A 25,554-nucleotide genomic window follows, 5' to 3' on the forward strand; every position below is an offset into this window, starting at 1 on the left:
TACAGGCGGGCAGCGGGACGACCGCGATGTCCTCACCGGAAGCCCGAGGCGTGCGACGATCCAGGGGAGCGACGAGGTGCAGGCCGCCGAGGTGAATTGCCAGGTGTGGCCGCCCTGCCGCCGTGGGCAGCGACCAATGCCGGGCTAAAGGTGGGTCTGTGACCGAAGGGCTGGGTGAAAACCATTGGCCGCCGCTACTCGGACCATTCGTTGGTGCAGTTCGCGAGTGGCCTGATCGGCGAGCGGATGGGTCGAGCGGCTACCGGCCCATGCGCAGTGCCCGCCGACGTACACCGCACGCAGGTTGCGTGTCGAGCAGGCCAAGACGTAGGTGGCGACCGGATCCCAGACTGGTCCAGTGTCGGGGTCGAACGGATCGACGATGATGAAGTCCGCGAATTTTCCGACCTCCAGCGAGCCGATCCGGTCTGCTGCGCCAATGGCCGATGCCGCGCCGAATGTGTGCAGTCGGAGCATCTGTGCCGGTGTCAGGATGGCTGCGTCGCTGTGCAGCGCGCGTTGGGTGTACAGGCCGGTGCGCATGTTTTCGAAGGGGTCGGACACGTCGGTGCACGATTGATCGTCCAGCCCGATCCCTACACGCATGCCGGTGGCCGAGATCCTTGGTATATCGGCGATCCCGGATCCGAGGCGGCCGTTGGACATCGGCTGCCACACCATCGCGCATCCGGTCTCGGCCGCGCGGTCGATCATTCGGTCAGTGGGATGGACGAAGTGGCCGAACGCGAAATCCGGGCCGAGGACTCCGGCTTCGTCGTACCAGTCGAACTTGGCTTGCTGGATGTCGAGTTGTTCCGCGGTTTCGACGAAATGGGCTTGGTTGGTGACACCGTGACGGTCCATCATGGTGCGTTCACGCTCGGCGGTGGCAGGCGAGGTCGACCACTGTACGGATCCGTAGACCGAGCCCCCCAGGTAAAGATTCGGCGGCACCGTCGTTTTCGCGTAATCCATCACCGCACCGAAGGTCCCGAGCGCTTCGTCTTCGGGCAGTTGCTCATCGTCGAGCCGGACGCTGGCGACGAATCGGATGCCCGCGTCGCTGGTGGCGTCGATCTGGCGGGTGAGAAACTCGAGCGGCCGAACAGCGGCGGCTTTCATGCTCGAGGAGGCGTAGTCGAACAGCGCCAGCACCCGGCTCTGGGTGAAGTTGTAGGCCGAGGTGATGCCGTTGGCGAGAAAGTCGAACGACCCGGCCAGGGTGAGCCAATACAGGTCCTCGGCGCCTGCGGCGAGCAGCATCTCGGTGTTGCGGGTGACCCACGGGTAAAGCGTGCTGTTGGCGGCGACACCCCGCATTCCACCGGTGAAGATATGGCTGTGCGCGGAGACGAAGCCGGGCCCGACCATGGCGCCCGCCACGTCGCGGACCTCACCACCCTCGGCAGGCGGATCTCCTTCTCCGACACCGGATATCCGGCCGTCGGCATCGACGGTCATCCAGCCGTGCAACCACTCGCGATCTCCCGCGACGGGCAGCAGCGTGGCATTCTTGATTGTCAGTACGGTCATCCGACGCGTCCGGGATCGAAGGTGCTGACCTCCGGGATGGCCTGCACCAGGGAACCGACTGTGCTCTCGAATAGTTCGGCGCCGAACGTGGCATCCGCACCGGTCGGATCGCCGATCACGCCGGACTCGGCGAAATCGTCGGCGAGCCAACCGAATCGGACCCGTTTACCGAATCCGACGTGCTTGTGACCCGCGATCGAGTGCGGTACAGCCGCTTTCGCCTTGGCCATATCGACGAGATCGGGGCGCACGTGCAGCATCATCGACGTCTCGGCCCATCCGGCGTGGATGCCGAAACCCTCCTCGGTCGGCCCTGGCCGGGCAGGCGATGCGTAGAGGAAGGTCTGCAGGTCGAATCGGCGGCGCAATTCACGTAGCGCCACCTCGAGCAGGGCCGAGTTGCCGCCGTGGCAATTGACGAACAAGACCCGCCGCGCCGGAGTCGCGGCGATGCTGCGCCCCAGATCGACTACGACGCGCATCATCGTCTCCGCCTGCAACCACATCGCGCCGGGCAGATTGGCATGCTCGTCGGACTTGGTGTATCCCAATGCGGGCAGCAACCATACGTCATTGCCCTCGGCGGCGGCGCGATCGAGCGCGGCGCCGGAAACGGCCTCGGCCAGCACCAGATCGGTGCGCAGCGGCAGATGTGGGCCGTGCGGTTCGATTGCGCCGGTGGGCAGCACGAGCACGGAGTCGCGGCTCAGCGCCTCGACGACTTCGGCCGTGGTCAGATCGGCGAAGTGCCGGGTGGATGTGGTCACCGCTGCCACCTTCCTGGATTGAGCAGACCCTTCGGATCGGTGCTGCGTGCCAGCGCCCGGACCCGATCGGCGTCGAGATCGACATAGGACTGGTGCGGCGAATGCACAGCGACGCCGAGCGCCTCGAGCGCGGGCACCCCGGCGAATACCTGTTCGGGATCGTGGTAGACGCCGTTGATCATCCCGAACATGGTCTGATGCCCGACTTCCAAGTGCAGCATCCCGCCGTCATAGACGTCCTCCACCTCCCGAAGCCGGGTGACGAGCGCGTCGCCTTGGCATTCCATGTGAAAGTAGGTGTCCGGCACGGCTTTCTGCAGCCACCAGGTCGGGTGGTTGTAAGAGAGGGTGCTCAGCCGCATCGTCTGCGCCAGCCCCTCGCGCACCGCCTCGATTCGGCCGCCACCGGCCTCCAGCACCGCAACCGTCTCGTCGAGCGCCGCGGCGTCGACGATGCCGCGGACACTGGCCCTGCCGAGCACCAACGCGGGGTCCGACGGCAGTGCGTCGACGATCATCGCACCATCGGCGGACAACAGCCGCGGCTTCGGTTCGATCGACGCGGCGCGCATGGCGGCCGGGAATGCCTCGTAATGGGACCCGAAGCTGGCGTACACGCACCTCCAGTCTTGCAGTGGTTCCAACCGGACCGTGGCCGAAACGATGATCCCCGCCACCCCATAGGTATGCACCATCGGCTGTGCCGCAGCACCTTCGAGGTGGAGCAGTTCGGCATCTTCGTGGCCGTAGACGACATCGACGGATTCCACGAAACCCATGTGGTTGCGACCGTGCACGATGGTGCCCGTACCGGCGGAGCCACCGGCCAGAAATCCGCCGAGGGTGGATTGCGCGGTCGACGGGTACATCCAGAGCTGCCGTCCGGCATCCCACGCGGCCTGCTCCAGGTTGATCATCCTGGCGCCCGCCTCCGCGGTGATGGTGGTGTCGGTGATGTCCTGGATACCGGCCAGCGAGGTCATGTCCATGACAAGGCCGCCGAAGCGCGGCACCACTTGGCCGTAGTTGCCGGTGCCCTTGCCGCGCGTGGTGATCGGTACGCCGCGACGCACCGCAGCCCGCACAATCGCCGGAACCTGTTGGGCCGTCTTCGGATAACACACCGCGTCCGGCCGCCCGAGGGGTTGCTGGGCCGAGAGGATCGGGCTCATCCCCGACCCGTCACGGGAGGCGCGGTCCAGAGCGCGGTCGAGAGTACTCACGCCGCGCGGGCCGAGCAGCGCGAGCAGGTCATCGACCAGGCCGTCGAGTTGCTCGGGGCCGAAGTCGGGACGATCACCGGCCTCGATCATGGCGGCGGTCACGACGCGAATCCGATCTTGGGATCGATGAATCGGTCCGTCGCGATCTGTTCGGTCGTCAGTCCTTGTGGGACCGAGACTTTCTGCTCGGTGTAGATCGGCCGAGTGATGTCGATGACCCGCTGAACTCGCGCGGTGTCGAAATCACCGACCGTGGCATTGCCGCCGTTGCCGACCACACCGGCCTCGCGCATGCGCTTCGTCGCATAGGCCGCGTTACCCGCGTCGTATACCCAGCCGGTGTCGTACTTGTCGACTGCCTGCACGATCAGATCGTTGGCCGTGGCCGGATCGGCGAAATAGTCGAGCTGGGCCTGCTGCATTACCGGAACAAGGCGTTGCAGGCACGCCGAATCCGCCTCCAGCTCCCCGGACCGGACCGCGAGCGCGGACTTGTAGACGGGGAATCCGGTGTCGTGCAGCAACTGGTAGGCCACCGGCTTGTGCCATTGGGCGATCTTCTGTTCGTAGAGATAGGGTTCGGTGCTGATGAACCCCTGTTGCGCCTTGGCGCCGCCGGCAGCGACGAAGTTGGCCGGTGTGCCGTCGTAGCTGCCGTCCACTTGACTCTTGTCGAGAATGCCGGCACCGGTCAGATAGTCCATATAGGCGGCGCCCTGGAAGTACAGCACGGTCGCCTTCGCGGCTTTCAGGTCGCTGATGGAGTGCACATTCGGATAGGTCGCCGGATCCCACATGATCATCTGCGGGTTGATCTCCAGCGGTGCGAAGACGCCGGTGGTCGGTTTGGTGGCCGCGGACTGGATGGACTGGTCGGTGTCGACGAAGCCGAGCATGATCGAGTCGTCCTGATACATCTGCGATGTCACGGTTTGGAATCCGATCGCGGGGCCACCGGCGCGAATCTCCAGGTCCACCCCGGTGTACTCACCGTGGGCGAAAAGCGGACCGGTGACCTTCTTGCCCGCGGCGTCGATCGCCGGGTTCGGACCGAGTAGTTGATAGAGGCCGCCATGTTCGGCCTCCGGGTTCCAATCGCTCTGCACCACGATTTTCGTCGGGCAGACCTGCTTCAAGTCGATCGCGCCGATCGGGCCGCTGTAACCGGAAGTCGCTGTCGGGCTGTCGGTTTGGGCACAGCCGGTCAGTACGGCGAGGCCGATGACGGTCGCCGAGACGGTCAGGCGGGCCGAACGCGGCAGACTAAGTGTTCTCATGTTTCTCCCAAAGGGGCGCAGCGGCAGGGTGGGATTTCAGTTGCGGGCGGAGTCGTACCAAGCGCCGACCAGCCGGCGAGACAGCCAGCTGAAGAACGCGAAAACTACGACGCCGAGGCCGGAGGCCAGCAGGATCGAGGCGAACAATTCGGGTGACTGCAGCCGGGATCGGTAGTTGTCGATCAGGATGCCGATGCCGGGATCGCCCTGCTTGAAGAAGAAGTCGCCGACGATCGCGCCGACCACCGCGAGCCCGGCCGAGATCCGGACACCGGCGAAAATGGCGGGCATCGCGGCCGGGAACTCGAGCTTGCGCAGCACCGTCATCCGGCCAGTGGCACGCAGCGCGAACAGTTCCCGCAGGCCCTTGTCCACCGATTTCAGCCCGAACAGCGTGTTCGACACCACCGGGAACAGGGCAATCAGCACGCAGACGAACACCCGCGCGGTGAATCCGAAACCGAACCAGAAGCCGATCAGCGGAACCAATGCCAGGATCGGAATACACTGCAGCACCACCGCATAAGGAAACAGGGCAATCTCCGCCCAACCGGCTTGCGACATCAGCACCGCCCAGACGATCCCGAGGACCACGGCGATCACCAGACCGGCGCACGCCACGGTCGCGGTCCGCCGCAACGCCTCCCACATATCCGGCGCTCCCGGACCGAGCAGGCCTTCGGTTACCACTTCGTGCGGCGGCGGCATCAGAAACCGGCGCGACGGTGCCAACACTGTGTAGGTGACCAGGTACCAGGCGCCGATCACCATGGCCAGGACCGCGAGCGGAGCAAGGACCGTACGCAGTTTGACCGTGCGCGCCGGGGCGATGGTCACAATTGGATCGGATACTGTTGCGGCAGTGAGTGTTTCGACGCTCATGTGTGACTTCCTCGCAGCGCCTGCGAGACTCGGCTCGCGAGTGCGGTGAATTCGGGGGTGAAGCGGATATCCGGTCGGCGCGGAAAGTCGAACGGAATGTCGATCTCCTCGACGACGCGGCCCGGCCTGCCCGACATCACCGCGACGCGGGTCGAGAGGTACACGGCCTCGGTCACCGAATGCGTGATGAACAGGCCCGCGAAGCGGCGGTCGTCGAATAGTTCGGTGATCTCGTCGCCGAGCCGCTGTCGCGTGATCTCATCCAGTGCGCCGAAAGGTTCGTCGAATAAGAACAACTCGGGATCAACGGTGAGCGAACGAGCCAGCGACACCCGCATCCGCATACCGCCGGAGAGCATGCGCGGCAGGTGTTCGGCGAACCCAGCGAGACCGACCAACTCGATGGCATCGTCGGCACGGCGATAGCGTTCGGCCTTGGCCATGTGATCGAGTTCGGCCAGTAGCGCAACATTGTCGCGCACCGAGCGCCATGGCAGCAGGGTGGCGTCCTGGAACACATAGCCGATCCGATTCGCCCCGACCTGGGTGTAACCCCCGGTCGCGGACTCCAGGCCGGAGGCGATTCGAAGCAGCGTCGACTTCCCGCATCCAGAGGGCCCGACGACGCTGACGAATTCACCGGCCCGGACTGTCAGATCAACGCCCGAGAGCGCGACCGTGCCGTTGGGATAGGTAAGCTCGGTCGATTCGAATCCGAGCACCTGACTGCCGGGGCGAGGCGGGGCGGCGCTCATGGTTGGCATGCTGGACATCAGACCTCCAGTACTGCGAAATCGGCTGTGCGATGGTCGGTTCGGCTGATGGATACGATCGCGCCGTCGCGAATGACGATCCGGTCGGCAGGTGCGTTCGCGACAACATCGAGCAGACTGCTGCCGCGTACGGCGAGAAATTCCGCGCGGGCGCCGGGTTTCGCGCCGGCCTCGGGCAAGCCGAGCACCGCGCGCGCACCGTCGGTAACCAAGTGCACGGCCACTTCCGGCGCCAGATGACCAGCCGTGATCAGCAGTGCGGCCGTTTCGAGTGCGTCACTGCGGCCGATCGGGTTGAACGGATCGCGGACATTGTCGGCACCGGCCGCGACGGGGATGCCCGCGTCGAGCAGCGCGGCGAGCGCGGTCAATCCGCGCGGCATAGCGACCGGGTCATCCCAGCCCTGCAGATACAAATTGGTGATGGGCAGGCTGACGATCCCCACGCCACTGCGCGCCACGGTGGCCAGCAGCGCGGCCAGTTCGTCCGCGGCCATGGTGCCGAGCCTGCAGCAGTGCCCAGCGGTGCGCGTCCGGGCGGCGGGCCACCCGGCGACCCGCTCGGCGAAGTGGGCCAGTGTGTGGTGGTCGCCGCACAGGAACTCGTCGACGTGTAGGTCGGCGCCGACTCCGCGGGCCTCGGCAATATCGAGTAGCCGGGTGAGTTCGGCGATCGGGTCCGGCGCGATATGCGGTGCGCCACCGATCAAATCGGCGCCCGCGTCCAGGGCCGCGTGGAGCAGTCCGGGATCGGCCGCCGGGGGTGTCAACGCCACGATCTCGATGTCGACGAGCCCGGACAATCGCCTACGTACGCTGTGCACCGCGCGGATACCGCGCAACGGGTCCGTGCCACCGAGGATGTCGACGTGCGACCGAATGGCGGTCGTGCCGTTGCGCAACAGGGCCGATGCCGCCGCGGTCGCCCGGCTGCGGAAAGACTCCTCGGTCAGTTCTGCACTGCCCTGGCGCCATGTGTCGATCGCCGCTCCGAGATTGCCGAAGGTCGGCGTGAGCGCATCCCAGCTCAGCGCCTTGTCCAGGTGTGCGTGTGGCTCGGCGGGTGCGGTCAACAGCACGAAACCGGTCAGATCTATTGAGGTGTCGGAGGTTTCGCCGATCCGGTCCGGTGCACTCGCGCGAACCGCGGTCACCAGCGAGTGCCCGCCGTCGCGTCCGATGTCGAGATCGACCACCGAGCCGTCGGGCAAGGTTGCCCCGCACAGGCGCGAAACACGCTGCGGTAGCGGATGATCCATGGAGGTCCTTCGAGAGAGAAACAGGTCGTGGTGGCCCGCTCGTGGCTGGTCGGCGAGACGTTACGGATAGAGCTAATGTTGATGTGATCAACATTTAGCACTATTCAGCCGCCTTGTTTCGGGTAGATGAACGAGCCAGCTACGGTCTTGTTAATTCGCCGACGTGACAACGGGTGGTCTAGCGTGCGGGTGCCCGTCCGTGACGCACTTCGACGATCGGTGGTGGGATATGAAGGTGGAGAACGTGACCAAAAAGGCGACCGTCGACGCGCAAACCATGCTCGGGGCCGAGATCCGCCGCCGCCGGCGTGATCGCGGACTCACCCTGGTCCGGCTGGCCGAGCAGGCGCAGATCTCGCACCCGTTCCTCAGTCAGCTCGAACGTGGCCTGGCACGGCCGAGCATGCTGACACTGGCTCGCATCGCCGAAGCGCTGGGAACCACCCAGGTCGAACTGATGCTGGCGGCGGACACCCGCGGCGGTGAGGACGCCGAAGGGACCGCCGAGGGGCAGGTGATCCGATCCCACGAGGGCGTCCAGTTGCCGCGGGGTATCGCCAGATCGGGGCAGGAGGAGGGCTCGACCCGGCTGCTGGTGCACGGGCGCGCATCGTTCTACCCGCAAGAGTTCGTCGATGTGCATGCCGAGTTCGGCCCCTACTTCGAGCACGACGAGGACGAGTGGGTGTACGTCGTCGAGGGGGCGATCGTGGTCGACCTCGGTGACCATGGCCACGCGCGACTCGCCGACGGTGACAGCCTCTACTACACTGGCGGCACACCACACCGGTGGCGTGTGGTGGGCGGCCCGCATGCCAGGCTGATTGTCGTGAAAGCGGCTGGGCGCGAGGCGGATTCCCGTGGCTGGGACAAATAACTAGGCGGGGCCCGTATTTCCTGGAGGCCCTGATGAATGATTCCGACTCCATCACCGTCGTCGTACGCGACCGCCGCCGAGTGGCCGAGAACATCGACGAGTTCACCCTCGGCCACCCGCACGGTGACCGGCTACCGCCGTGGCAGGCGGGGGCGCATATCGACCTACTACTCGGCGACGGGATCGTCCGGCAGTACTCGCTGGTTTCCGATCCCGACGACACCATTTCCTATCGGATCGCGGTACTGCGTGAGGCGCATGGGCGCGGCGGTTCGGTCCGGGCCCACCAACTCCTGTCGATCGGCGCAACGGCCTCGATCCGGCCGCCGCGCAATCACTTTCCGCTCGTGCGTGCACTCGGCTACGTGCTGATCGCCGGCGGTATCGGGATCACGCCGATGCTCGCGCTCGCCGCCGCCGCGCAGCGCAGCGGGCGGCCGTGGCGGCTTATATACACCGGCCGTGACGAGTCGGCCATGGCTTACCTGCGTGAGCTACGCGAACGCTACGGCGATGCGGTCCTACCGCATCACTCGGCGCGCGCGGGACGCCTGGATGTGGCGGCACTGCTCGCCGATTCGACGCCGGGAACCGCGGTAATGGCCTGCGGTCCAGCAGGGTTGATCGCCGCCGCGGAGGACGCTTGCGCGGGACTCGAGGCGGTCGATGTGTTCGCTGAGCGGTTCGTCGCGCGAGATTTCGCGGAGTCTGCCGCGGTCGCGTTCGAGGTGTCCCTCGCGATGTCGGGGCTGACGCTCACGGTCCCGGCGACTCGATCAATACTCGAGGTGGCCGAGGAATGCGGCGTGGTCGCACTCTCGTCATGCCGGGAAGGGACCTGCGGAACCTGCGAGACGGGCGTGGTGAGCGGGGAGGTCGACCACCGCGACTCTGTGCTGTCGCCGGAGGAGCGCGCCGAGGGCGAGTCCATGATGATCTGCGTATCACGCTGCGCTGGAGCACGATTGGTGCTCGAACTGTGAAGCGCTGAATGCCCGATCGAATTCGGCGGCACGAACGGAGCGGTAGTACCGGGCCACTGGGGCTGCCTTATCCAGCCGCTGGGGCCGCCTTCGCCGCACCGGGGCGAAGGCGGCCAACGCGCCGGCCGCGCGATGTCCTGATGTAGGGGGTCAGCTGGTCTTGATGGTCCCGCCGTCGATGACGAGGTCGGCTCCGACGATGTTGGTAGCCTTGCCCGAGACCAGGAACGCCACGAGGGCCGCGACCTCTTCCGGTTCGGAGATTCGGCGCGAGGCGATGTCGAACTGGTCCGGCAGCGCCGCCAGCAGCTGTTCGTGCGAGATGCCCTGTGCGGCGGCGAGCTTCGCGCCGACCCATTCGGAACCGCGCCAGATCCGGGTGCCGACCACGCCCGGCGAGACCGTGTTGACGCGGACTCCCTGCGGACCGAACTCCTCGCTCAGGCGCTTGCCGAAGGCGGTGAGCGCGGCCTTGGCCTCGCTGTAGCCGACCGGCCCGGCGGACGGGAGATGTGCGTTGATCGAGGAGACGTTCACGATCGCGCCGCGACGGTCGAGCAGGCTGGGCAGGGCGGCACGGGTCGCCCAGACGGCGCTGAACAGGTTGACATCCAGGAAGTGCCGCCACTGATCGTCGGTACTGTCGAGGAATCCGCGCAGCGTCAGTTGGTCGGCGTCGCCGCCACCAACGTTGTTGATCAGGATGTCGATGCCGCCGAGCTCTTTCAGCGCGGTGTCCACGAGCGCAGTGGCGCCGTCTTGCGAGCTCAGATCCACCGAAGCGGTGGCCACGGTGGCCTTTTCGAGTTCGGGTGTGATGGTGCGGGCGGCGCCGACCACGCGTGCGCCCGCAGCGGACAACGTCTCGGCGACGGCCAGGCCGATGCCGCGGCTTGCTCCGGTGACGACGGCGGTCTTGCCGGTCAATTCGAGATCCATGGAGACTTCCTTTCTTGAACTACAGGTCAAAAACTGGGGTATGCGAGAGCCACCGCAACGTGGCGGATCGGTCAGAGGGCGGTCAGGGCGACGTCGATAGTGCGATACAGCGCTTCGGTGTCGCGGGTCTTGGCCATGATGCGCAGGCCGACGCTGGTGTTGAGCAGGAACTCGGCCGTGGCCCGCGCATCGACGTCGGGGCCGACGTCGCCGTCGCGTCGGCCCTGTTCGATCCGGGCGGCCAGCACGGCGACGATGCCATCCTCGATGCCGCGCAGGGCTCGGGTGATCTCCTCGTCGTGGCCACCGAGCTCGGCGGCCGTATTCACGACCATACAACCCCGCCGAACCGGCTGTGCGACATCGGAATCCACGGTCTGACGCAGGTACGCGCCGATGCGTTCGCGGGCGGTTCCCGGTTGGAACAGCAGCTCCTCGGCGTGCTCCACGCCCATCCGTCCGTAGCGGGCCAATACCTGGTCGAACAGTTGCCGTTTGCTGCCGAACGTGTGATACAGGCTGCCCTTGCCGACGCCGGTGGCCTCGGCGAGTTGCGCGGGAGAGGTACCGGCGTACCCGTGGGTCCAGAACTCCTCCATCGCGCGCTCGACCACGGTATCGGTTTCGAAGTTCCGTGGCCTGCCCATGCGACGACTCTAAATGTTATTGACCCCTAGGTCAAGAAAACTGGTGGCCGCGGCCGTCGACCTTCCGGGTCGCTCAGCCGACAGGCCCGAACCGGTTCCAGTGCAGACCAACCCACACTCCCGACAGCAACTACCGCCGTCGAGAGTGTCACGGACTCCCGGTCCGTTGCCGGAACCCGGCGGCGTATCACCCAACCCGGCGGACGTTCGTCGTCAACGCACTAGACGCAGGCGAGTCCACGGACGAGGTCCGCAGCGGTCGCGGTGAACCCGAAACACTGTCGGACGTTGTACGTCGTTGCCGCCATACAGTATTCGGGCGAGGTGGTGGCCACCGCATCGGTGAGCAGCACCACGTCGTAGCCGATGTTCGCGGCGTCCATCAATGTCGACAACACGCATTGATCGGCGTTCACACCAGCGAACAGCAGGGTGTCGACCCGCAGGTTGCGGAGCACGGAATCCAGAACCGTATCGACGAATCCACTCATCCGGTACTTGTCGACGCGAATGTCTGCTGGCGCGATCTCGAGATCATCGACTACGTCCGCGCCCCAGCTGCCCGCTTCGAGCACTGCGGTGCTCGAAGCGGTTGCCACACTGCCGATTCCGACGCCAGTGCCGGCAGGATCGTAGACGTGCAGCACACCGGGCGGCAGGTTGGCCTGATCCGGCCGGTTGCCCCAATTCACCCACACGACCGGGATATCGGCTCCGCGCACGGCCGGCAGCGCCGCCCGCAGAGTATCGACGGCCGCACGTGCGGGCGAGACGTCCACTCCGATGCGCGCAAGCCACCCGTCGACATGACAGAAGTCGTTCTGCAGGTCGATGACGATCAACGCGGTGCGCGCAAGATCGATGCTCACCCGTTGCGGCAGAGCATCGAGCTCCAGCGAGTGTGGCGGAGGGATGGGGCGACGCAGATCCGCATGGTCGCCGGACAGCGACCAGGAGTTTCGGGACATCAGGTGTGGTCCTGTCGGTCGAAAGGTGGAATGGCGAAGGTGAGCAGGGTGGAGTCCTGTCCTGGTCCGGCCAGCAGACACAACCCGACCGGCAGGTTCCCCGCCCGGAGATGGGGCATCGATAACGCGGGCAGACCTGCCAGCGACGCGAGGCAGGTCAATCGCAATGTCTGCTGCCGCACCGCTTCCACCTCCGCCGACGAAGCGTCTCGGCGTGGAGCCGCCGACGACGCGGCGGGCAGCGCGAGGACGACGCCGGGGGGAAGTATCCGCCGCAGCCGAGTGCTCATGTCGTCGAGCAGGCCGCGTGCTTCGGTCTCGGTTGCGGTGTCGATCTCGCGGCCGACGTGGAATCGAGCGGCGACATCGGGCGCCAACGCGGTCGGCTGAGCGGACACGAAGGTGCCGTGCGAGCGCCAAGCCTCGGCGGCCTGAACCGTGCGGAATGCCATGAGAACCGTGTCGAGCCCGGCGCCGCCGGGGTAGTCGAGCGCGATGGTCTCCGGCGGTGGCAATACGTTTCCAGCGGCCGCATCGCGCAGCGTCAGTGCCTGCACTGCAGCCCAAAAGGATTCGCGTGCCGCGGGGTCCAGCAGATCGACCAGTTCCGGTGCCACCACCACCTTGGTGACCGGATGTACTTCTTGATTCGGCAGCAGCGCCCCGCCCGCCCGGGCGAGCAACGTCGCATCGCGGGTGAGCAGGCCCACGGCATCGAAGCTCGGCGCCAAACCCACCAGACCCGTCCGCGCGACCACCCCGTGGGTCGTGCGTAGCCCGTAGAGCCCGCAATATGATGCCGGGACGCGAATCGAGCCTGCGGTGTCGGTGCCGAGGCCGATATCGGCGAACCCGGCGGCGACCGCGGCTGCCGGACCGCTGCTCGACCCGCCGCTGACTCGGTGCGCCGCAACCGGATTCGGTGTCGCGCCGTAGTGAATATTGGCGCCCGCAAGTGAGAATGCCAACTCGTCGGTGGTTGCGATACCCGTGATATCGGCCCCGGCCGCCAGCAATGCGGATACCGCCGCGGCGTGACGGGACTCCACCGGCGCTGCCGCCAGCCAGGTCGGGTTCCCCGCTCCGATCGCATGTCCGGCCACCGCGAACAGATCTTTGACGGCCACCCGCGCACCACGGAGCGGTCCTCGGCCGCCGCGCACGAGCGGCGCCTCGTCCGGCGCGACACGCCAAATTGATGAGTCGGGGCTGACCGTGCTGCCGTCGGTGGGCGCGGCACCGCCGGACACATGCGCCACGGTGATGGTCCATCGACCGCCGCTGTCGCGCTCCCAGACTTGGGTTTGGACACCTTGTGAACCGTCCGTTCGGCGGGTCTCCGCGACGATCGCCGAGGCATCGGGGCCGAGTCTGCGCACATATACCCGCACGAGGGAGCGGGTCGGTGCGCCGGCTCGCCCGGCCCGGAACTCGGCGATCGCGGCGTGGCCGACCAGCGCGGTTGCCGGATCGCTGCGGATCGGCCGAGGACCGTCGGCGAATGCGGCGTCCAGTTCGGCGAGATCGTTGGCCATCAAGGCCCTTTCATACCGCGCGAATGCCGAACGTAGATCGGCGTCGAGGTCATCGAAGGGAGAGATCACCGGTCAGACGGTAGCCATGAATGTTGATGTGATGAACATTGTTCACGTAAAGCTGTTGTGAACCTTTTTGCCGCGACCGGTTGATGGACTGCGATCTTCGCTCCGTTCGACGGTCGGTCCGCAACCTTTACTTCCCGGAAACGCGGCGCCCCTACATTGGCAAATGTAACTGTCATCAACATTTGAGGAGCCGCGGTGGCCTCACGAGCTCCCACCTTCTGTGCCGAAGCGGAGTCCTGGTTCCACGTTCGAGACATGGGGGAGGGCATCCACCTGATCAACGAACCCGGGCATGTCGCCAGCTACCTCGTCATCGGCGAGCACACCGCGCTGCTGTTCGATTCCGGGCTCGGCATCGCTCCGATATCCGAAGTGGTGCAGGCGTTGACGGCGCTGCCGGTGTTGGTGGTGTCATCGCATCACCACATCGATCACCGCGGCGGCAATGCCGACCTCGCCGCGCAGGTCGACGTTATCGACTTCGCCGCCCACCCCACGGCTGCGGACCCGAATTCCGGGTGCCTGCACACCGCCGCCGATCCAGCGTTCCTTCGTATGTATGCCGCCGCCGTGTCGCGGGTGGTCGCGGAGTTCGACCGGTTCGCCCTGCTGGATGCCCAGTATTTCTTCACCCTGGCGCGGGTCGGTCGGTTACGTCCGCTGCCGGACCTGACCCAGTGGGCGATACCGCCGACCCCGATCAGCCGGGCGCTGGCCGACGGCGAAATCATCGACCTGGGTGGACGACAGTTCGAGGTACTGCACACGCCCGGCCATGCGCCGGACACCCTGTGCCTGTTCGACCACACCACCGGCACGCTGCTCTCGGGTGACACGGTGCTCGCCGCCGCCCACTGGCTGCACGGCGCCGGAGCCGACCCCGTCCGGTTCGCCGAATCGACGCACCGCCTGTCGAAGCTCCCGATCACCCGAATTCTGGCCGCCCACAACCTTATCTGCGAACTACCGGCCAGTGCGGCCACCGAGGTCGCCCATGCCGCGGCGGCGATGCTGGAGGGAACAACGATCGCCGGGCCGGCCCGCGACATGCTCGGCCAGCCGGTAACCCGCCACGACTGCGGTCCGGTCACCCTGCTCACACCACCCGTCGCCTGAACCGCGTTCCGCGGCGATAGCGACATCTACCCGAAAGGATCCGATATGGCTGGGGCACCTCCCGTCGTACGACACCTCGCCGACCTGTCGGCAGCTCTCATCTCACCCGCGGACACGGTACGGCTGTGCACACTCGCTGGACCCGAACACGGCTCCAGCGCAAGCGTATTCCTCGAAATCTGGGAGCCGGGCGGTGCGCAACCACTGAACTCCCATGAGGATTCGGCCGAAATCTTCATCGTGCTGGCCGGCACTGCCCGCGCACACAGCGACACACACGCCGTCGACCTCGGCGCGGGCGACGTACTGATCCTGCAACCGGGATCCGAACACCGCATTCTGAACACCTCCGACACCGAACGGCTGTACACGATCACCGTGATGGCGGATGACGCAGGATTCGCTGATCTCGTCGACCGCGGCACACCCACGCGGCTGTCCGACGCGGATATCCGCACTCTGGCAACAGGATTCGACTCCGCGCCGAGTTATTGAATTTGCCGCCGGTCCGAAACACTCAGCACTGCAACGCAAATCTCACTACTCATCGACGTCTCATCGGCAACGATACCGACGGTGTGATCGGCAGTTTCGACGAGGCCGGGGTACAGCGGGTGATCGACGAATTCGCCTCGATCCTGCGCCGCGAATATACCGAACAACCTGCGCGCCGAAGACATCGTCATCAAGGAATTCCTCGACCCGTCGATCAACGTCGGCAGCTGAAAACCCCACGCAGACAAGGACTGACAATGACCGAAAGCTACGACCTGTCCGAGGTATCCCGCGAGCAGCAGATGGGCGGCCTCGGCGTGGAGACCGACGCCCGCGATATCCGCGTCATCGACCTGACCGATTTCGCGGACCGCCGCGCCGAGATCACCGATCAGCTATGGGCCGCGGCCACCGAGATCGGCTTCTTCCAGCTCTCCGGGCACGGCATCCCGCAGCACCAGATCGACAATGTATTCGCCCACACCGCAGTGTTTTTCGCGCTTCCCGAGTCGACCAAGGCGCGATATCCACTGGTCAAGGAGAATAACGCCGGGTGGGAGATCCTGAGTCAGGTACGCCCATCCATCGGCGTGCCCGATCAAAAGGAGTCCTACCAGATCACCCGCCCGCATATGGCCGAGCTGTGGCCGAGCGAAGCGGAGTTGGTCGAATTCCGCGCCGACATGCTCGATTTCGAGTACCAGGCGTGGGCTGTCGCGATGCGCGTACTCTCCTGCTTCGCCGATCGCCTCGGCCTGGACCGCAATCACTTCACCAAGGCGCATGATCCGGAATCCCCGCAGTACCAGAGCACGCTTCGGCTGTTGCACTACTTCGCCGTTCCGACAGAACTCCAGGGCGCGCCGGGTCCCTGGCGTGCGGGTGCGCACACCGACTTCGACTGTCTGACACTGCTTTTCCAGCGGGACGGGCAGGGTGGCCTACAAGTCTGCCCCGGCAAAGAGATGCAGGAGCAGCAATGGACGTCGATAACCCCGTCGTCCGCACTGATCACCTGCAATATCGGTGACATGCTCACCCGCTGGAGCGATGACGAACTGCCGTCGAACTTCCACCGTGTCCGCAGCCCAGGCGCGGGCGAATACCAGGGCGACCGCTACAGCATCGCCTACTTCGCCCAGGCCGACCGCGACGCCGTCATCCAGGGGCCGCGCCACAAGTACCCGCCGGTGACCGCCGCCGACTTCCTCGCTCAGCGTGTGCAGGCCAACTACCGGCCGCGAGGGTAACTTCACCACCGAGACGAAGCCGTCGAGGATCACGTCGAACAGGCCCGACCACACGGTCGCGTTGGATGGGTTGCCGAGACGGTACGAGGAAGCCGAACGTTCCGATCATCGCATCGGCGGCAGCGAGGTAGAAGCCACGTCGCCGTGGGTGAGATAGCGGAGGTGTTCGAGCACGTATTTGCGTAAATTTCGACGCAAATTACGTGCTCGCGGACAGGCATGTCGACTCGCGTGGCTCATCGTTCAGTCGGGTGCCTCGGCCGACGCGGACCGCTCGATGTCGTCGTTGTTCGCGGCCCAGCTGGCCAGCAGGTTCAGGGCGTCCTGCGAGGGGGACGCGGGCTCAGCGGTGTAGGTGAGGAGGAACTGGCTGGGGCCGTCGCCGAGTGGGAAGGTTTCGAAGGGCAGGTCGAGGTCGCCGACGACCGGGTGGTGGAGGAGCTTCACGCCGGTGGTGTGCATCCGGACGTTGTGGGCGGCCCAGCGGCGCCGGAAGTCCTCGCTGCGGGTGGACAGCTCCCCGATCAGGTCCGTCAGCCGCCGGTCGTAGAGATCGCGGCCGGCCTCGGCACGCAGCATGGCGACCGTGTCCCCTGCGACCTCGTCCCAATGGCGGAAAAACTCGGTCGCGTGCGGGCTGAGAAAGACGAACCTGGCGTTGTTGGGCGGCCGCGCAGGGTCGATGTAGACCGGCGAGAACAGCGCGCGCCCGAGATGGTTGGCGGCCAGGATGTCACCGCGCCCGCTGAGGATGAACGCGGGTGTGCCGCTCATTGAGTCGAGGACGCGCTGCACCGCAGGCCGCACCCGCTGCTGGGTGGGCCGACGGCGTGGCAGACGGGTTGTGCCGGCGCCGCGAAGGAGGTCGAGCAGGTGGATTCGTTCGGCCTCGTCGAGCTGAAGTGCTCGCGCGATGCCCTCGATGACGCTTTCGGAGACGCCGGTGGCGTTGCCGCGCTCCAGCCGTGTGTAGTACTCACTGGAGATTCCCGCGAGCAGGGCGACCTCTTCGCGGCGCAGCCCGGTAACCCGTCGGCGGTCTCCGCCGTAGAGGGGTAGTCCGGCCTGCTCGGGGGTGACCCTGGCTCGTCGCGTGCCCAGGAATTCCCGGATCTCCGCGCGGAAATCAGCACGGATGTCACGGTTGGTTCCTGCCATGGGGTCCACCCTACGAGCGCTTCCGCCGGGTTGGGGGTCCCTGTCAGTGACCCCCTCATCAGGGACTCCCACGCTCTCGTGACAACTGGTTTTGTTGGTGGTGCACCTGCCACGGCAGTGCGAATGGCCCGGATACGGCGGCTGGCTTGTGCGGCTGGTCTCCTGCCTCTCTGCGGCGCCGTCGGCGCTGCACGGATCACCACCACACACCCGGGTGCCGGATCACGGCGCCTGAAAGGAATCACATGAGCAAGGTCATTCTCGTCACCGGTGCCGGACGAGGTCTAGGTACGGACATCGCTCGCGAGGCCCTCGCCGCCGGTCACCAGGTCGTCGCCACCGGCCGCCGCCAAGCAGAGATCGAGAAGACCCTGGGCGGGCCGCAGGACAACCTGCTGGTCACCAAGCTGGATGTCACCAGCATCGAGGATGCCGAGGCCGCGGCGCAGGCCGCCGTCGACCACTTCGGCCGCGTCGACGTACTGATCAACAACGCCGGGAACCTCTTCACCGGCTACTTCGAGGAAATCTCGCCCGCGCAGATGCGCCAGCAGTTCGAGACGAACCTCTTCGGTCCGATGAACGTCACCCGCGCCGTCCTGCCGATCATGCGCCGGCAGCGCGCCGGCCACGTAATCACCATCACCTCGACCGCCGGACTGGTCGGCATGGAGTTCACCGCCGCCTACGCTGCCTCCAAGTTCGCAGAAGAGGGCTGGATGGAGTCACTGCGCTACGACGTCGAGCCGTACAACATCCACACCACGGTCGTGGAGCCCGGCTACTTCCGCACCGAACTCCTCGTGGACGGCTCCACCACCTGGCCCGAGCTGTCCATCGACGACTACGCCCCGCGGACCGCCCCAAGGATCGAGGGCATGAAGAGCATGAACGGTCGGCAACCCGGCGACCCCGCCAAGCTCGCCCGCGCCCTACTCATCATCGCCGGCCAGGACAAGCCCCTACAGCGCTTTGTCGCCGGCACCGACGCCATCGAGGCCGCCGAGGCCAAGGCAAGGGAACTCCTCACCCAGGCCGAGGCATCCCGCGAACTGGGCAACAGCCTGGCCTACGACGACGCCCACGCCTGAGCAACACATACACCCCGCCACCCCAGCCGAGGCAGAGCCGCCGGATGCATCTAGGGAAGCTGACCCGCTACCGGGAACGACGCCTGTCGGCAGCGCGGACCACCGAAGCACAGTCCGCCAGCTGGCGCGGCACCGACCATGACTACCGACCGGGCCTGACGGCCGTCACGACAAGGAGAACCTGATGAAGCACGTATCCCTGGGTGGGCTTGATGTCTCCCGCATCGGCCTGGGAGCCATGACCATGGCCGGCACCTACACCACGGGCGGGGGGCTCGATGACGCCGAGTCGATCCGCACCATCCACCGGGCTCTGGACCTCGGGGTCACCCACATCGACACCGCCGAGATCTACGGCCCCTTCCACAGCGAGAAAATCGTCGGCAAGGCCATCAAGGGCAGGCGCGACGACGTCGTGGTAGCGACGAAGTTCGGTCTCGTCTCCCACGCCGGCGGCGGCCCCGGCGTCATCGACAGCAGCGCCGGCAACGTGAAGGCCGCGGTCGAAGGATCGCTGCTGCGGCTGGGCATCGACCACATCGACCTGTACTACCAGCACCGCGTCGACCCGAAAACGCCCATCGAGGAAACCGTCGGCGCGCTAGCCGAGCTGGTCGCCGAAGGCAAGGTGCGCCACATCGGACTCTCGGAGGCCGGCCCCGAGACGATCCGCCGCGCGCATGCCGTGCATCCGGTGGCCGCGCTGCAGACCGAATACTCTCTGTGGACCCGCGACGTCGAGGCCGAAATCCTCCCGCTGCTGCGCGAGCTCGGTATCGGGTTCGTTCCCTACTCGCCGCTCGGCCATGGCCTGCTGACCGGGCAGATCCGCACCGTCGACGACTTCGCCGACGACGACTGGCGCAAGACCAACCCGCGCTTCACCGGCGAGAACTTCCAGCGCAACCTGCGCATCGTCGATGAAGTACAGGCCATCGGCGCCGAGGTCGGCGCCACCCCGGCACAGACCGCGCTGGCGTGGCTGCTGACCCGCGGCGACGACATCGCCCCCATCCCCGGAACCCGGCGGGTCTCGCGCGTCGAAGAAAACACCGCCGCTGACGCCATCGAACTCAACGCCGCTCAGCTCGACCGCCTGAACAACCTCACGCCAGCCGCCGGCGAGCGCCACGACGAGGCGAACATGGCCACCATCGACGGCTGACCGTCGGCGCCGCTGCGCCCGCCTGTCCCAGTCGAAGGCAACGCGGCTCTGGTGGACGCCGTCCGACGCCGACGCGCTGGGAGGCCGGCCCGGTCGGATAGGAAATGTGTCAGTCCTGCGATCTGGTCCCCGTGCGCGGTGATTACGGGATCGCATATTCGTCGGTTATATACACCAGCTGTGCAATGAGTTTGAAGCATGTCCTGGCTATTGACTGTGAGGTGACCGAAGGTCTGCAGAGATCTCGCCGGAACCGCGGACCAGTAGGCGAGTGGGTATCACCTCGTGGCGGGGGAGGCTATCGTCACCATCCAGGCGGGCGAAAAGGATTTCGGCGGCGACGCGGCCGATCGTCGCCGGATCCTGGGTGATGGCGGTGAGCGCTGGCTGCAGCAGTTCGGCCAGCGGCAGATCATCGAAACCGACAACGGCAATCCGGTTTTGCAAGCCACGCTTCCGGATCGCTTGCAGCACACCAACGGTCACCAGATTCTGGGCGCCGAACAGGGCGGTGGGGCGGTCCGGGCGGTCGAGCAGCGCCCCAGCGGCGGCCTCGGCGGCCGCCGCGGAGTGCAGGTCGGCGCAGATGAGTTCCGGATCGAGGGGTATGCCGGTGTGGGCAAGGCCCTCGATGTAGCCGGCGTAACGTTCCGCAGCGGTCCAGATCGTATGCAGGTCACCGAGATAGGCGATGCGGCGGTGGCCTGCGGCGGCCAGGTGTTCGACGGCAAGGCGTGAGCCGGTGCGGTTGTCGACCGTGACGCTGTCGATTTCAGTGGTGGCCGGCATGCGGTCCACGAATACGACCGGGGTACCGCGACGCTGCTCGTGCAGCAGAGAGCCGTGATCGGTGCCCACCGGCATTACGATCAGTCCATCCACTCGTCTGGACAGCAGGGCGTCCAGCACCTCGCGCTGGCGGGCCGGGTTCTCGTCGCTGCTTACCGCGAAGACGAGGGTGCCCCGGCTGTGCGCGAAATCCTCGACCGCCCGGTGCAGCGCCGAGGCGTACGGGTTCGCGACGTCCATCAGTACCAGACCGATCGCGGCGGTCTTCTGGCCGTGCCCGCGCAACGTGCTGGCCGCCAGGTTGTGCCGATAGTCGAGCATGGTTGCCGCATCGGTGACCCGCGCGGCCAGTTCCGGCGAAACGCCGCCTTCGCCGCGGACCACGCGCGACACCGTTTTGATACTCACCCTCGCCAGCGCCGCCACGTCGCGCATGGTGGCGCCCCGGCGTGGCGCCTGGGATTCTGACAACGCTGACATAGCAACGCTCTCCGTTCGCTTGTGTTCGATCGAGAACCGTCAAATACGCTAGAAGAAACTTCTAGACGTGGCGTAGATCACGTTATATGGTCTCTGACAACGTTGTCTAAGTAGTACCTGCAGGAGTACACCGATGTCCTCTCGTGTCGTCCGCATCGCCGCCGTCTGTTTCGCGGTCACTTCCCTGGCCTTCTCCGTCGCCGCCTGCGGCAAGGGGTCGAGCAACAGCAACAACGGGCAGGTCGTCGTCGGGCTCATCACCAAGACCGACACCAACCCCTTCTTCGTGAAGATGAAGGAGGGTGCCCAGAAGCAGGCCGATGCCGCTGGCGTCAAATTGCTCACCGCCGCAGGCAAGTTCGACGGTGACAACGCCAGCCAGGTGACGGCGATCGAGAACATGGTCAATGCGGGAGCCAAGGGCATCCTGCTCACTGCCAGCGATACGAAGGCGATCGTCCCAGCAGTTGAGAAGGCCCGTGCCAAGGGTGTCGAAGTGATCGCTTTGGACACCCCGACCGATCCCCAGAGTGCGGTCGACGCGCTGTTCGCCACCAATAATTTCACCGCAGGCCAATTGATCGGCACCTATGCCAAGGCCGTCCAGGGTGACAAGCCGGTGAAGATCGCGATGATCGACCTCAACCCCGGCGTGACCGTCGGCGTATTGCGGCACAACGGATTCCTGTCCGGTTACGGCGCTGCGCAGGCCACTCAGGACATGGCGCAGTACGTCACCGCCCCGAACGTGGTCTGTGCGCAGCCCGCTCAGGGCGACCAAGCGAAGTCGCAGACGGCGATGGAAACCTGCCTGCAGAAGGATCCGGACATCAACCTGGTCTACACCATCAACGAGCCGTCCGCACTGGGTGTCTACACCGCGCTGAAGACCGCCGGCAAGGAGAACCAAGCGATGATCGTCTCCGTTGACGGTGGATGCACCGGCGTGCAGGCGGTCCGCGACGGCAAGATCGCGGCGACCTCGCAGCAGTACCCGTTGAAGATGGCCAGTGCGGGCGTGCAGGCGATCGTCGATTATGCCAAGAACGGCAACAAGACCAGCGGCTACACCGACACCGGCGTCACGCTGATCACCGCCAAGCCGCAGGTCGGCGTCGACTCCAAGGACGTGCAGTACGGCCTGGACAACTGCTGGGGCTGAGAACCCCTGTCCCCAGCCGGAAAGCACGCCGGGACGGCGAATGAAGCTGCGCCGTATGCCGGGATGGTGACGGCCCTCGTTGTCCCGGTGTGCGCTCGGCCCGGTCCACCTGATTTCGTCGACGAGCGAGGATTCGCATGACCGCAACTACAACGTCTCCCGCGCCGCCGGAGCCGAAACACTCAGCGCTGAACCGGATTCTGTCGGTGCCGAACGTCGGACCGGTGATCGCGATCCTGATCGCGGTGGTCTACTTCACCGCCCAGTCCGACCGGTTCCTGGCCGGTGACAACTTCTCGCTGATCGTGCAGCAGGTGATGGTGGTCGGCACGCTGGCGATCGGCCAGACGCTGATCATCCTCACCGCCGGTATCGATCTGTCCAACGGTGCGGTGATGGCGCTGGGCAACATCGCAATCACCAAGCTAGCCGTCGACACGGGTTTGCCTGTGCCACTGGCGATTCTGCTCGGGCTGGCGCTGACGGCCGCGTTCGGGTTGCTCAACGGCACGCTGGTGAGCCTGATCAAGTTGCCACCGTTCATCGTCACTCTCGGCACGTATGGCATCGCGTTCGCGCTCACCCACATCTACTCGCAGGAACAGACGATTTCGGGTCTGCCGGACGCATTCACGTTCTTCGACAAGACATTTCCGCTGGGCGAGACCGACATCACTTACGGGTCGGTGGCGATGCTGGTGCTGTTCGCGATCACCTGGTACGGGCTGCGGCTGACAGCGGCAGGGCGGCACGTCTACGCCGTAGGCAATAACCCGGAGGCGGCGCGGCTCAGCGGCATCGACACCCGCCGTGTGCTTCTCGCCGTCTACACGGTCGCGGGCCTGATCTACGGCTTGGCGGCGCTGCTGCTGGTGGCCCGCACCGGCGTCGGTGACCCGAATGCCGGCCAAACCGACAATCTGGACTCGATTACCGCCGTGGTACTGGGCGGCACCAGCCTGTTCGGCGGACGTGGCAGCGTGATCGGCACGCTACTGGGCGCGCTCATCGTCGGCATCATCCGTAACGGCCTGCAACTGACGGGGGTGCCGTCGATCTACCAGACGCTGATCACCGGCATCCTGGTGATTGCTGCGGTGGCCGTGGACCAGCTCAACCGCAGGAGGCAGAAATGAGCGAGACAGCCACCGCAGGCGACGCCACCACCGTAGGCGACGGAGCTCAGGCCGCGGTACAGCCGGTGCTGCAGGCAACGGGCCTGGTGAAACGCTACGGTCAGGTCACTGCGCTCGACGGCGCGGATTTCGACCTGCTGCCGAACGAGATCCTCGCGGTCATCGGCGACAATGGTGCCGGGAAATCCTCGCTGATCAAGGCACTGTCGGGGGCGCTGATCCCGGATGAGGGCGAGATCCTGCTCGACGGCAAACGGGTGCGCTTCCGGCGTCCGACCGACGCCCGCCGGGCAGGTATCGAGACCGTCTATCAGGAGCTGGCGGTGGCACCAGCCCTCGATATCGCCGACAACCTGTTCCTGGGCCGGGAACTGCGGCGCCGCGGCATCCTCGGCTCGGTGTTCCGGATGATCGACAAGGATCGCATGGTACGAGAATCGCAGCAGCACATGTCGAATCTGAAGATCGGGATCCGATCTATGAAGCAAGCGGTGGAGACACTGTCCGGCGGCCAGCGCCAGGGTGTCGCGGTCGCGCGCGGCGCGGCCTTCGCGCGGCACGTGGTGATCATGGACGAGCCAACGGCAGCGCTGGGTGTCAAGGAGACCGGTATGGTGCTGGATCTGATCCGCGAGGTCCGCGACCGCGGCTTGGCCGTCATTGTGATCAGCCACAACATGCCGAACGTGTTCGAGATCGCCGACCGGGTGCACATCCAGCGGCTCGGCCGCCGAGTCGCGGTGATCCGCCCGCACGAATTCTCCATGTCCGATGCGGTGGCGATCATGACCGGTGCGATGGCCGGCGCGGAGGTCGACAACAACCGTGTCCACCACTGAGGCCGTGGCCGATCGCGGCCTGATCGCGGTCGCGGGGGAGGCGCTGGTGGACCTGGTACTCACCGACGCCCCCGATCGCTTCCAGGCGGTGCCCGGTGGCAGCCCCGCGAACGTGGCCGTCGGCTTGGCCCGGCTGGGCGTGCCGGTTCGGATGCTGGCCCGCTTGGGCGGCGACCCGCTGGGCCATCGCATCCGAAACCACCTGCGGGACAACGCCGTCGCTCTCGATCATGTTGTGGACGCCACCGAGCCGACCTCACTGGCGATCGTCGATGTCGACCCGGATGGCATGGCGCACTATGACTTTCGCGTCGACGGCACGGCCGACTGGCAGTGGACCGACTCCGAACTGTCCACCGCTCTCGACGGCAGCGTGCTGGCCTTGCACACCGGCTCACTGGCGCTGACCGTGCCCCCTGGCGCCGACGCCTTGACCCGCCTGGTGGACCGTGCCCGGTCTAGGGCCACCATCAGCTACGACCCGAATTTCCGCCCGCAGTTGATGATTCGCGACAACATCCTGGACCGAGTACACGCCATGATCGCTCGTGCCGACATCGTGAAGGCTAGCGCCGAGGATCTGTCTTGGCTGTACCCGGGCCGCAACCCCGAGGAGGTGGTCGCCGACTGGTCCGCCCGCGGCCCTGCTCTCGTGATCGTGACACTGGGCCCCGACGGCGCACTTGCCGCCACTGCCATAGACGCCACTCCCATCCATCGCCCCGGCCGCCCCGTCGAGGTGATCGACACGGTCGGCGCCGGAGACGCATTCACGGCAGGCATTCTCGCCGGTCTGCGCGATCACCATCTGCTCGGCGCCGCATGCCGAGAAGCCCTGCGTGCCATCCCGAAGCACGTCCTCACCGCCATTCTCGACGAGGCCACCATGGTCGCAGCGCTGACCTGCGGCCGCCGCGGAGCGGACCCGCCGACGGCCGCCGAGCTGTTCACAGGTCGGTGACGGATCGGGTGGTTCGGCCAGCCATAAGTCGAGGCATTGAGGGGGCTATCCCGGCAACAATCTGAAAAATCATGCGAGATCCGGCGCTGTGCATGCCGGGTGCGGCTGGTGGTGTCGGTTTCGTCCAAGACAGTGGGCGCGGCTGTTCATAGGCTGACCGCAGGCAAATCCGATGCTCAT

The 25,554-nt window shown here is 66.1% G+C and carries 24 protein-coding genes; 11 read left to right on the forward strand and 13 right to left on the reverse strand.

All coding sequences use genetic code 11. The features are described from left to right. Positions 1-144: 144 nt before the first annotated feature. Genes ACIBG0_RS26095 through ACIBG0_RS26125 form a run of 7 tightly spaced genes read right to left on the reverse strand, consistent with a single transcriptional unit; the run spans position 145 to position 7,714 of the window. A complete protein-coding gene (locus ACIBG0_RS26095; protein ID WP_397035638.1) occupies positions 145-1,533 on the reverse strand; it encodes an amidohydrolase family protein in 1,389 nt (462 codons plus the stop codon). Further along, the gene (locus ACIBG0_RS26100; protein WP_397035640.1) at positions 1,530-2,300 is read right to left on the reverse strand and encodes a creatininase family protein; all 771 of its coding nucleotides are present in this window, start codon (positions 2,298-2,300) and stop codon (positions 1,530-1,532) included. The genes ACIBG0_RS26095 and ACIBG0_RS26100 overlap by 4 nt, the downstream gene beginning before the upstream one ends. Further along, the gene (locus tag ACIBG0_RS26105; RefSeq protein ID WP_397035862.1) at positions 2,297-3,613 is read right to left on the reverse strand and encodes an FAD-binding oxidoreductase; all 1,317 of its coding nucleotides are present in this window, start codon (positions 3,611-3,613) and stop codon (positions 2,297-2,299) included. The genes ACIBG0_RS26100 and ACIBG0_RS26105 overlap by 4 nt, the downstream gene beginning before the upstream one ends. An 8-nt stretch (positions 3,614-3,621) precedes the next feature. After that, positions 3,622-4,800, reverse strand: coding sequence for an ABC transporter substrate-binding protein (locus ACIBG0_RS26110; protein WP_397035642.1), 1,179 nt, complete (start codon positions 4,798-4,800; stop codon positions 3,622-3,624). 36 nt (positions 4,801-4,836) lie between these two features. Beyond that, complete coding sequence (locus tag ACIBG0_RS26115; RefSeq protein WP_397035644.1) at positions 4,837-5,682, reverse strand: ABC transporter permease; 846 nt, start codon at positions 5,680-5,682, stop codon at positions 4,837-4,839. Then, positions 5,679-6,446, reverse strand: a complete 768-nt coding sequence (locus ACIBG0_RS26120) for an ABC transporter ATP-binding protein (RefSeq protein WP_397035863.1) — start codon at positions 6,444-6,446, stop codon at positions 5,679-5,681. The genes ACIBG0_RS26115 and ACIBG0_RS26120 overlap by 4 nt, the downstream gene beginning before the upstream one ends. Positions 6,447-6,454: 8 nt before the next feature. Further along, positions 6,455-7,714, reverse strand: coding sequence for an amidohydrolase family protein (locus ACIBG0_RS26125; protein WP_397035646.1), 1,260 nt, complete (start codon positions 7,712-7,714; stop codon positions 6,455-6,457). Positions 7,715-7,913: 199 nt separating this feature from the next. Here ACIBG0_RS26125 and ACIBG0_RS26130 point away from each other — a divergent pair, with 199 nt between their 5' ends. Both ACIBG0_RS26130 and ACIBG0_RS26135 read left to right on the forward strand, forming a co-directional pair. Next, the gene (locus ACIBG0_RS26130) at positions 7,914-8,591 is read left to right on the forward strand and encodes a helix-turn-helix domain-containing protein (RefSeq protein ID WP_397035648.1); all 678 of its coding nucleotides are present in this window, start codon (positions 7,914-7,916) and stop codon (positions 8,589-8,591) included. A 32-nt stretch (positions 8,592-8,623) separates the two neighbouring features. Further along, complete coding sequence (locus ACIBG0_RS26135) at positions 8,624-9,574, forward strand: PDR/VanB family oxidoreductase (protein ID WP_397035650.1); 951 nt, start codon at positions 8,624-8,626, stop codon at positions 9,572-9,574. Between the two features lie 150 nt (positions 9,575-9,724). Here ACIBG0_RS26135 and ACIBG0_RS26140 read toward each other — a convergent pair whose 3' ends face one another. The 4 genes from ACIBG0_RS26140 to ACIBG0_RS26155 all read right to left on the reverse strand — a co-directional run bounded on the left by ACIBG0_RS26140 (position 9,725) and on the right by ACIBG0_RS26155 (position 13,732). Further along, positions 9,725-10,513, reverse strand: coding sequence for an SDR family oxidoreductase (locus tag ACIBG0_RS26140; protein WP_397035652.1), 789 nt, complete (start codon positions 10,511-10,513; stop codon positions 9,725-9,727). Positions 10,514-10,584: 71 nt separating this feature from the next. Beyond that, positions 10,585-11,160 carry a TetR/AcrR family transcriptional regulator gene (locus ACIBG0_RS26145; RefSeq protein WP_397035653.1) on the reverse strand — a complete coding sequence of 192 codons (576 nt, stop codon included), beginning with the start codon at positions 11,158-11,160 and terminating at the stop codon, positions 10,585-10,587. A 221-nt stretch (positions 11,161-11,381) separates the two neighbouring features. Then, positions 11,382-12,128 (reverse strand): cysteine hydrolase family protein, encoded by a 747-nt coding sequence (locus tag ACIBG0_RS26150; protein WP_397035655.1) that lies wholly within the window; start codon positions 12,126-12,128, stop codon positions 11,382-11,384. Continuing rightward, positions 12,128-13,732, reverse strand: coding sequence for an AtzH-like domain-containing protein (locus tag ACIBG0_RS26155; protein ID WP_397035656.1), 1,605 nt, complete (start codon positions 13,730-13,732; stop codon positions 12,128-12,130). Before ACIBG0_RS26155 ends, ACIBG0_RS26150 begins: the two co-directional genes overlap by 1 nt. A 195-nt stretch (positions 13,733-13,927) precedes the next feature. Between ACIBG0_RS26155 and ACIBG0_RS26160 the strand changes: the two genes are divergently transcribed. From ACIBG0_RS26160 to ACIBG0_RS26170, 3 genes are all read left to right on the forward strand, one after another. After that, positions 13,928-14,848 carry an MBL fold metallo-hydrolase gene (locus tag ACIBG0_RS26160; RefSeq protein ID WP_397035658.1) on the forward strand — a complete coding sequence of 307 codons (921 nt, stop codon included), beginning with the start codon at positions 13,928-13,930 and terminating at the stop codon, positions 14,846-14,848. A 45-nt stretch (positions 14,849-14,893) separates the two neighbouring features. Then, entirely contained in the window at positions 14,894-15,343 is a 450-nt protein-coding gene (locus ACIBG0_RS26165) for a cupin domain-containing protein (RefSeq protein ID WP_397035660.1), read from the forward strand. Positions 15,344-15,600: 257 nt separating this feature from the next. Continuing rightward, entirely contained in the window at positions 15,601-16,593 is a 993-nt protein-coding gene (locus ACIBG0_RS26170; protein WP_397035662.1) for an isopenicillin N synthase family dioxygenase, read from the forward strand. A 243-nt stretch (positions 16,594-16,836) separates the two neighbouring features. Here the strand turns inward: ACIBG0_RS26170 and ACIBG0_RS26175 are convergent, their stop codons facing one another. Continuing rightward, positions 16,837-17,751 carry a helix-turn-helix transcriptional regulator gene (locus tag ACIBG0_RS26175; RefSeq protein WP_397035664.1) on the reverse strand — a complete coding sequence of 305 codons (915 nt, stop codon included), beginning with the start codon at positions 17,749-17,751 and terminating at the stop codon, positions 16,837-16,839. Positions 17,752-17,996: 245 nt separating this feature from the next. Here ACIBG0_RS26175 and ACIBG0_RS26180 point away from each other — a divergent pair, with 245 nt between their 5' ends. Both ACIBG0_RS26180 and ACIBG0_RS26185 read left to right on the forward strand, forming a co-directional pair. After that, positions 17,997-18,842 (forward strand): SDR family oxidoreductase, encoded by an 846-nt coding sequence (locus tag ACIBG0_RS26180; protein ID WP_397035665.1) that lies wholly within the window; start codon positions 17,997-17,999, stop codon positions 18,840-18,842. A gap of 184 nt (positions 18,843-19,026) precedes the next feature. Beyond that, positions 19,027-20,007, forward strand: coding sequence for an aldo/keto reductase (locus tag ACIBG0_RS26185; RefSeq protein ID WP_397035667.1), 981 nt, complete (start codon positions 19,027-19,029; stop codon positions 20,005-20,007). Between the two features lie 207 nt (positions 20,008-20,214). Here ACIBG0_RS26185 and ACIBG0_RS26190 read toward each other — a convergent pair whose 3' ends face one another. After that, positions 20,215-21,276 carry a LacI family DNA-binding transcriptional regulator gene (locus ACIBG0_RS26190; RefSeq protein WP_397035669.1) on the reverse strand — a complete coding sequence of 354 codons (1,062 nt, stop codon included), beginning with the start codon at positions 21,274-21,276 and terminating at the stop codon, positions 20,215-20,217. 133 nt (positions 21,277-21,409) lie between these two features. Here ACIBG0_RS26190 and ACIBG0_RS26195 point away from each other — a divergent pair, with 133 nt between their 5' ends. The 4 genes from ACIBG0_RS26195 (at position 21,410) to ACIBG0_RS26210 (ending at position 25,374) form a co-directional block, all read left to right on the forward strand. Beyond that, positions 21,410-22,438, forward strand: coding sequence for a sugar ABC transporter substrate-binding protein (locus ACIBG0_RS26195; RefSeq protein ID WP_397035670.1), 1,029 nt, complete (start codon positions 21,410-21,412; stop codon positions 22,436-22,438). A 137-nt stretch (positions 22,439-22,575) separates the two neighbouring features. Then, complete coding sequence (locus ACIBG0_RS26200) at positions 22,576-23,574, forward strand: ABC transporter permease (protein WP_397035672.1); 999 nt, start codon at positions 22,576-22,578, stop codon at positions 23,572-23,574. Continuing rightward, complete coding sequence (locus ACIBG0_RS26205) at positions 23,571-24,413, forward strand: ATP-binding cassette domain-containing protein (protein WP_397035674.1); 843 nt, start codon at positions 23,571-23,573, stop codon at positions 24,411-24,413. The genes ACIBG0_RS26200 and ACIBG0_RS26205 overlap by 4 nt, the downstream gene beginning before the upstream one ends. Further along, complete coding sequence (locus tag ACIBG0_RS26210) at positions 24,400-25,374, forward strand: carbohydrate kinase (RefSeq protein WP_397035676.1); 975 nt, start codon at positions 24,400-24,402, stop codon at positions 25,372-25,374. The genes ACIBG0_RS26205 and ACIBG0_RS26210 overlap by 14 nt, the downstream gene beginning before the upstream one ends. Positions 25,375-25,554 lie beyond the last annotated feature (180 nt).

The organism is Nocardia sp. NPDC050630, from assembly GCF_044457245.1.
GTDB lineage: Bacteria > Actinomycetota > Actinomycetes > Mycobacteriales > Mycobacteriaceae > Nocardia.

Coding starts and splice junctions, on each gene's coding strand:
- ACIBG0_RS26095 (WP_397035638.1), bottom strand. CDS start 1,533: ATGACCGTACTGACAATCAAGAATGCCACGCTGCTGCCCGTCGCGGGA.
- ACIBG0_RS26105 (WP_397035862.1), bottom strand. CDS start 3,613: ATGATCGAGGCCGGTGATCGTCCCGACTTCGGCCCCGAGCAACTCGAC.
- ACIBG0_RS26110 (WP_397035642.1), bottom strand. CDS start 4,800: ATGAGAACACTTAGTCTGCCGCGTTCGGCCCGCCTGACCGTCTCGGCG.
- ACIBG0_RS26115 (WP_397035644.1), bottom strand. CDS start 5,682: ATGAGCGTCGAAACACTCACTGCCGCAACAGTATCCGATCCAATTGTG.
- ACIBG0_RS26120 (WP_397035863.1), bottom strand. CDS start 6,446: ATGCCAACCATGAGCGCCGCCCCGCCTCGCCCCGGCAGTCAGGTGCTC.
- ACIBG0_RS26125 (WP_397035646.1), bottom strand. CDS start 7,714: ATGGATCATCCGCTACCGCAGCGTGTTTCGCGCCTGTGCGGGGCAACC.
- ACIBG0_RS26135 (WP_397035650.1), top strand. CDS start 8,624: ATGAATGATTCCGACTCCATCACCGTCGTCGTACGCGACCGCCGCCGA.
- ACIBG0_RS26140 (WP_397035652.1), bottom strand. CDS start 10,513: ATGGATCTCGAATTGACCGGCAAGACCGCCGTCGTCACCGGAGCAAGC.
- ACIBG0_RS26145 (WP_397035653.1), bottom strand. CDS start 11,160: ATGGGCAGGCCACGGAACTTCGAAACCGATACCGTGGTCGAGCGCGCG.
- ACIBG0_RS26150 (WP_397035655.1), bottom strand. CDS start 12,128: ATGTCCCGAAACTCCTGGTCGCTGTCCGGCGACCATGCGGATCTGCGT.
- ACIBG0_RS26165 (WP_397035660.1), top strand. CDS start 14,894: ATGGCTGGGGCACCTCCCGTCGTACGACACCTCGCCGACCTGTCGGCA.
- ACIBG0_RS26170 (WP_397035662.1), top strand. CDS start 15,601: ATGACCGAAAGCTACGACCTGTCCGAGGTATCCCGCGAGCAGCAGATG.
- ACIBG0_RS26175 (WP_397035664.1), bottom strand. CDS start 17,751: ATGGCAGGAACCAACCGTGACATCCGTGCTGATTTCCGCGCGGAGATC.
- ACIBG0_RS26180 (WP_397035665.1), top strand. CDS start 17,997: ATGAGCAAGGTCATTCTCGTCACCGGTGCCGGACGAGGTCTAGGTACG.
- ACIBG0_RS26185 (WP_397035667.1), top strand. CDS start 19,027: ATGAAGCACGTATCCCTGGGTGGGCTTGATGTCTCCCGCATCGGCCTG.
- ACIBG0_RS26190 (WP_397035669.1), bottom strand. CDS start 21,276: ATGTCAGCGTTGTCAGAATCCCAGGCGCCACGCCGGGGCGCCACCATG.
- ACIBG0_RS26195 (WP_397035670.1), top strand. CDS start 21,410: ATGTCCTCTCGTGTCGTCCGCATCGCCGCCGTCTGTTTCGCGGTCACT.
- ACIBG0_RS26200 (WP_397035672.1), top strand. CDS start 22,576: ATGACCGCAACTACAACGTCTCCCGCGCCGCCGGAGCCGAAACACTCA.
- ACIBG0_RS26205 (WP_397035674.1), top strand. CDS start 23,571: ATGAGCGAGACAGCCACCGCAGGCGACGCCACCACCGTAGGCGACGGA.